Source organism: Variovorax sp. ZS18.2.2 (genome assembly GCF_024701975.1).
Classification (GTDB): Bacteria; Pseudomonadota; Gammaproteobacteria; order Burkholderiales; family Burkholderiaceae_C; genus Variovorax.
Genome location: NZ_JANLNM010000019.1, coordinates 1 through 5,774 on the forward strand (window position 1 = coordinate 1; position 5,774 = coordinate 5,774).

General features: G+C 65.1%; 4 protein-coding genes. All 4 read left to right on the top strand.

The window, feature by feature from the left end; genetic code table 11:
- Positions 1 to 161 precede the first annotated feature (161 nt).
- Positions 162 to 1,094 (top strand): ABC transporter permease, encoded by a 933-nt coding sequence (locus NU688_RS33775; protein WP_257865345.1) that lies wholly within the window; start codon positions 162 to 164, stop codon positions 1,092 to 1,094.
- A gap of 199 nt (positions 1,095 to 1,293) precedes the next feature.
- Complete coding sequence (locus tag NU688_RS33780) at positions 1,294 to 2,748, top strand: SidA/IucD/PvdA family monooxygenase (protein WP_257865347.1); 1,455 nt, start codon at positions 1,294 to 1,296, stop codon at positions 2,746 to 2,748.
- On the top strand, positions 2,745 to 3,287 hold the full coding sequence (locus tag NU688_RS33785; protein WP_257865348.1) for an ureidoglycolate lyase: 543 nt from the start codon (positions 2,745 to 2,747) through the stop codon (positions 3,285 to 3,287). Before NU688_RS33780 ends, NU688_RS33785 begins: the two co-directional genes overlap by 4 nt.
- A gap of 917 nt (positions 3,288 to 4,204) precedes the next feature.
- Positions 4,205 to 5,774 (top strand): ESPR-type extended signal peptide-containing protein (locus NU688_RS34150; protein ID WP_374684726.1); only part of this gene is annotated, 1,570 nt, incomplete at its 3' end.

Genomic DNA, 5,774 nt, shown 5'->3' on the forward strand with positions numbered 1-5,774 from the left:
ACCGGCCGCAGCCTGCAGGTGTTCTACCAGGTGCCGTTCTCGATGGTGCAGCTGATCCAGGCCATCGTCGTGGTGTGCGTGGCATCGAGCGACTTCTTCATTCGTCATCGGCTGCGTCGCGTGGGTGCTGACATCGGCACCAACACTGCGGGGACGGCAGCATGAGCGGCAGCGTCATCCTCAACTGGCTCGCGAACACGCCCGACTTCGCGGTGCCCTATGCGCTGGCGGCGCTGGGCCTGATCATCTGCGAGCGCGCGGGCGTGCTCTCGCTCGGGGCCGAAGGGCTGATGCTGGTGGGCGCGCTGGTGGGCATCGGCGCGCAGATCGCGCTGGGTCAACCCGTCGTGTCGCTCGTGCTTGCGATGCTCGCGGCCAGCGTCGTCGCGGTGCTGTTCGCGGTGATGGTGATCTGGCTGCGCGTGAACCAGGTGATCGCAGGCCTGGCGCTGGTGTTCTTCTGCCAGGGGCTCACGGCGCTCGTGGGCAGTCTGGCCGAGTGGACCAACCATGCGACCGAAGGTATCGGCGCGATGGCGCTGTGGCCGCTGTCGCTGCTGCCGGGCGTGGGCAGGTTGTTCGAGCAGAACGCGATGGTGTGGCTCACGCTGCCGATCTTCGGTGCCGTCGCCTGGTTCTTCGCACGCACCTCCACCGGCCTGCGCTTGCGCGCCGTGGGCGAGAACCCGCAGGCGGCCGACGCCGCCGGCATCCGCGTCACGGCGTGGCGTTTCGCCGCCGTGCTCGCGGGCTCTGCGCTGGTGGGCCTGGCGGGCGCCTACATCTCGGTGGTCAGCACCAAGCTGTGGATCGCGGGCATGACCGGCGGGCGTGGCTGGATTGCGGTGGGGCTGGTGATCTTTGCGCGCTGGTCGCCGTGGAAGGCGCTCGTCGGTGCGCTGCTGTTCGGCTGCATCGAGGCGCTGATTCCGCAGCTGGCCGCGGCCGGCGTGCAGTTGCCGCAGTACTTCGTGATGATGACGCCGTACGCCGTGACGCTCGGTGTGATGGTCTGGGTCGCGCTCGGAAAGCGCAGCAGCGACGACGAACCCGGGGCGCTGGGGCAGCCTTATGTGCGGGAGGAACGGCGGTGAAGGATCCCGTTGACGACCTCACCGATGGCCTTTTCTATTTCCATCGTTGACAGCACCAAAGATGGCTTCTCAACCTAACCCCAGTTCACGCTTCATGCCCAACACCCATCCATCCGTTCACGAGTCGGCATCGTCTCTTCAGATGAGGCCGCATGAGTGCGCCAACACGGCGGCACTTGCCCAGGCGGCGCGCGCCGAGATGGCGCTGCTGGCCTATCCGGATCGCTCCTGGGTGATGCCCCCGCCACTGTCGATAGCAAGCGGTGCTGCGCCGGCCTTGTTGAATGTCCTGATCGTCGGCGGTGGCCAGTCGGCATTGGCGATCAGCGCCCGGCTGCACCGTGACGGCGTGGACGGCGTCCTGATGCTGGATGCAGCTGAAGAGGGTGCCGAAGGCGTGTGGGACAACTTCGCACGCATGCCCGAATTGCGGACGCCCAAGGTGCTCAACGGCATGGATCTGGGGCTGGCCAGTCTTAGCGTGCAGCGCTGGTACCAGGCGCGCCATGGCATCGACGCCTGGGAGCGCATCGATCGCATTCCGCGCACCGCGTGGGCCGACTACCTGCGTTGGTACCGCCATACATTGGCGCTCCCCATGCACAACCGGGTGCAGGTGCATGACGTGCGTCCGGCGGGCGCATGGATCGCGGTCGACACGCAGACGCCGGCAGGCCCGAGAACCTACCTGGCGCGCTCGGTCGTATTGGCCACGGGCTTCGACGGTGCGGGCGCCTGGCGCGTTCCTGCCGTCGTCTCCGATGCGCTGCCGTCGACGCGCTACAACCATTCGGCCGATCGCATCGACTTCGCACGCCTGCAGGGGCGGCGCATCGGAATCCTCGGGCACGGCGCGTCGGCGTTCGACAACGCGGTCGCTGCGCTGCGCGCCGGCGCCGCATCGGTCGATCTGTGTTTTCGCCGCGACCGGCTGCCGCGTGCGAACCCGCATCGGCACATCGAGACGGCCGGGTTCATGCAGCACTTTCATGCACTCCCCGACGCGATACGCTGGCAGGTGGCGCAATACTTCCGCGCCGCCGACCAACCGCCACCGCGTGGCAGCTTCGATGCGGCCCTGAAGCTGCCGGGTTTTCGCATGCGATCAGCCTGTCCGTGGACAACCGTGCGAATGACGGAGGCGCAAGAGATCGAGGTGGAGACGCCGCATGGCACGCTGCAGTTCGATCACCTGATCTGCGCGACAGGCCAGACGCTGGATCTGGCGGCCCGCCCGGAGCTGCAGACCTTGGCGCCGCTTGTCTCTCGCTGGCGTGATCGCCATGCGCCAGCGGCTGCGGCGGGCGCGGGGGAGGCGCCGTATCTCGGCGCCCACTTCGAGTTTCAGGCGCTGGCCCCGAGCACCGATTCGTGGGTGTCGCGGGTGTTCGCCTTCAACAGCGCCTCGCACATCAGCCATGGGCCGCACTGCACCTCGATCAGCGGTCACAAGCACACGCTGCCGCGCGTGGTTCGTGGCGTGACCCAGCAACTCTTTCTGGATCAGACCGCCCAACTCATGCCCGGCCTTCGAGCCTACGACGAGCCGGAGCTCGTGCTGCCGGACGGCATCGAAAACGACTGCTGGTTGCCGTCCCCCGACGCGTCGGTGAGCCATTCATTGAACCCTCTGAAGAGCCTTGCATCGCCATGAACACGCCACATCAACCCGCCAACGCCATCGCCGACCATCGCACCGTGGAGCTGCGTGTGCAACCGTTGAGTGCCGAAGCGTTTGCTGCTTTCGGCACCGTCATCTCCAAGTCCGAAGACGGCGTACCTTTCGGTCCACAGGATGCACAGCTGGATCTTTCAAGAGGCACGCCGCGCTTCTACAACATGCGCCTGCCGGGTCGTGGATTGAGCTTCAATCGAATCACGCGCCATCGCTCGGTGACACAGGCACTGGCGTCTGTTGGCGGCTTCGACTGGGTGATGGCCGTGGCCCCCCCCATTGCGCTGCATGAGCCCGATGCAGAACCGCGACTGGAGGACATCCGCGCGTTTCTGATACCGGGCGACGTGGCTGTGATGCTGCACACCGGCACATGGCATGCCGGACCGTTGTTCGATGCGGAGGAGATGTCCTTCTTCAATCTTGAACTTGCCGACACCAACATCGTCGACCATCACACCTGCAATCTGACGACTCGGTACGGCGTGACTGTTCAACTGGTGCTTCAGTCGCCGTGAGACCTCATGCAGGCCGGTCGTCGCGAGCGCTTCCGTCGAGAACGTTGGCGATCTGACAGCCGATGTTGGCGCGCCAAGCCCGCCGGCCTGTCTTGATCCTGCAAACCAAGGGGCGACGCGTGCCGATGCCGTTGCCCGAAGCGCCGAGGCTCCTGAAATAGCCCGTGTGGTTGTGCAGCTCGCCGAAGCCGCACGGAGCATCTGCAATGCCACCGCACTCGATGCGTTCGAGTCGCGCTTGGCATCGCTGTTCGATTCATCGCGCGGTAGACGCGCGACTCCGCCTTCTCCAATCTGCCAGTGACCACGTCCGCGGTGCGTGTGCGCTTTGCCGCGCTCCGGGAAAACGCGTGCCAGCGGCTACATCCCCTGACCAACGCAGCTGCGTCGCCGACGCATGCGAGGGGGCATGACATAGCCAGAAATTCCTCCGCGCGGGCGAGCGTGGAGCGACGGTTTGCATCAACGCCGTCGTCGTGACGAGCTGTGTTGACAGACGCCTATTTCTCCCTTGTATTCACCCGCTCATACATGCGCTCGTGCGTTCGCCGCTGATTCGGAAATTGTTCACGTTGAAGGAACAGCGGTGGATAAAAAAGTCGTTTTATAGACATTTGAAGAGCCTCTCTAACTGTGTGCGAATTTAGATTCGCCCCCTTCGGTCGCTGCCACGGGTTCCGTGGTTTTCATCAGCGAGTCGAGTGGTTGAAGCAGATCTTGGCCTCGCACCCGTTGCGAGAAACACCCCCAGAACAGACCTGAGCGCGCATCGAGCGATGCGCGGCCAGTTGTTGTTTGCGGACGCCCGGCACTGCGCGGCAAGGCGGTTGATCCCGCATGCGCTCTCAGCACTCTTCTTGTCGTTTGCGATTGATGCGGGCGCGGCGCATGCCGTTTCTTCTTCGGATCGAATTTCAATGAACAAGACTTTTCAAACGGTATGGAACGAGGCGCTCGGCGCTTGGGTGGCTGCATCTGAAATCACCTCGGCGCGTGGCAAGCCGTCGAAAAGCAAGAGCACGGTGGTGGCGGCTGCGGCACGGGAAGCATCTTCCGGGCGCATGGGGGATGGCGACGGGCGATCGATCGGAGTCTTGACGCACGCGGCGATGGCATTGGTCCTGATGGCCGGCGGGTTGGCAGGGAGCAATTCGGTCCATGCTCAGCATCAACAGGGAGGGGGTACCGCGACGGAAGGCAGCGTTGCCATTGGCGCGGGCGTCCTAGGCGGACAGGGGGCCCTTGCGGCCGACGGAGGCATTGCAATCGGTGGCTCTGCAGGCGCCGTTCGAACGACGGCGCAGGGAGGCAGTTCAGTGGCACTCGGAACCGGGGCCAATGCGTCGGGCAGCGGGGCAGTGGCCATCGGGATGACCGCCGTTGCCTCGGGTGTTAATGCATTTGCGCTTGGCCTCAGCGCCAATGCGTCGGGCGATGGGGCGATAGCCGTCGGGCAGAACGCCGTTGCCTCGAGTCCCAATGCATTTGCGTTTGGCCTCAACTCCAATGCTTCGGCCGGCGGGGCTGTGGCCATCGGGCAGACCGCCCGTGCCTCGGGTAACAATGCATTTGCGTTTGGCCTCATGTCCAATGCTTCGGGAACCGCGAGCTTGGCCCTCGGGCAGGCGTCGGCCGCCAGCAATCCGTTTGCGACGGCAATCGGTAGCGCTGCGCGGGCAACTGGGAATAATGCGACGGCGATCGGCTCGACGACGGCCCAGCGCAGTGCCGACATCACCCTGGCATCCGGTGCTGGCTCCGTTGCCATTGGCGCCAACAATGTTCGAGGCGCCCAATCACAGGGAGCCAATTCGGTTGCCCTTGGTGCCGAATCCATCGTGACGGCCACGGCGGAGTCGGGTGTTGCCATTGGCCTCGGTGCAGTCTCAAGCACGGCGCGCAGCGTGGCACTGGGCGATGGCGCTACTACCGCAGCGGCGACCAACGTCCCCAGCGCCACGGTGGGCGGCATCACTTACGGTGGTTTTGCTGGCGCCGCGCCTGTCGGCGTTGTGAGCATGGGCGCACCGGGCGCCGAGCGCCAGGTCACCAATGTGGCCGCGGGCCGCGTGACGGCAACCTCGACCGATATCGTCAATGGCAGTCAGCTGTTTTCCACGCTGAGCACAACGAGCAGCAGCATCGGCAGCCTGTCGACCTCGACATCGTCGGGTCTAAGCACTGCCGCCAGCAGCGTCAGCAGCCTGTCGACTTCGACGTCGTCGGGTCTGAGCACTGCTGCCAGCAGCGTCAGCAGCTTGTCGACTTCGACGTCGTCGGGTCTGAGCACTGCCGCCAGCAGCGTCAGCAGCCTGTCGACCTCGACGTCGTCGGGTCTGAGCACTGCCGCCAGCAGCGTGAGCAGCTTGTCGACTTCGACGTCGTCGGGTCTGAGCACTGCCGCCAGCAGCGTCAGCAGCCTGTCGACCTCGACGTCGTCGGGTCTGAGCACTGCCGCCAGCAGCGTGAGCAGCTTGTCGACTTCGA

Bases quoted from the DNA above. Each gene is read 5' to 3' on its own strand.
- NU688_RS33780 (WP_257865347.1), top strand. From the start codon at position 1,294: ATGGCGCTGCTGGCCTATCCGGATCGCTCCTGGGTGATGCCCCCGCCA.
- NU688_RS33785 (WP_257865348.1), top strand. From the start codon at position 2,745: ATGAACACGCCACATCAACCCGCCAACGCCATCGCCGACCATCGCACC.
- NU688_RS33775 (WP_257865345.1), top strand. From the start codon at position 162: ATGAGCGGCAGCGTCATCCTCAACTGGCTCGCGAACACGCCCGACTTC.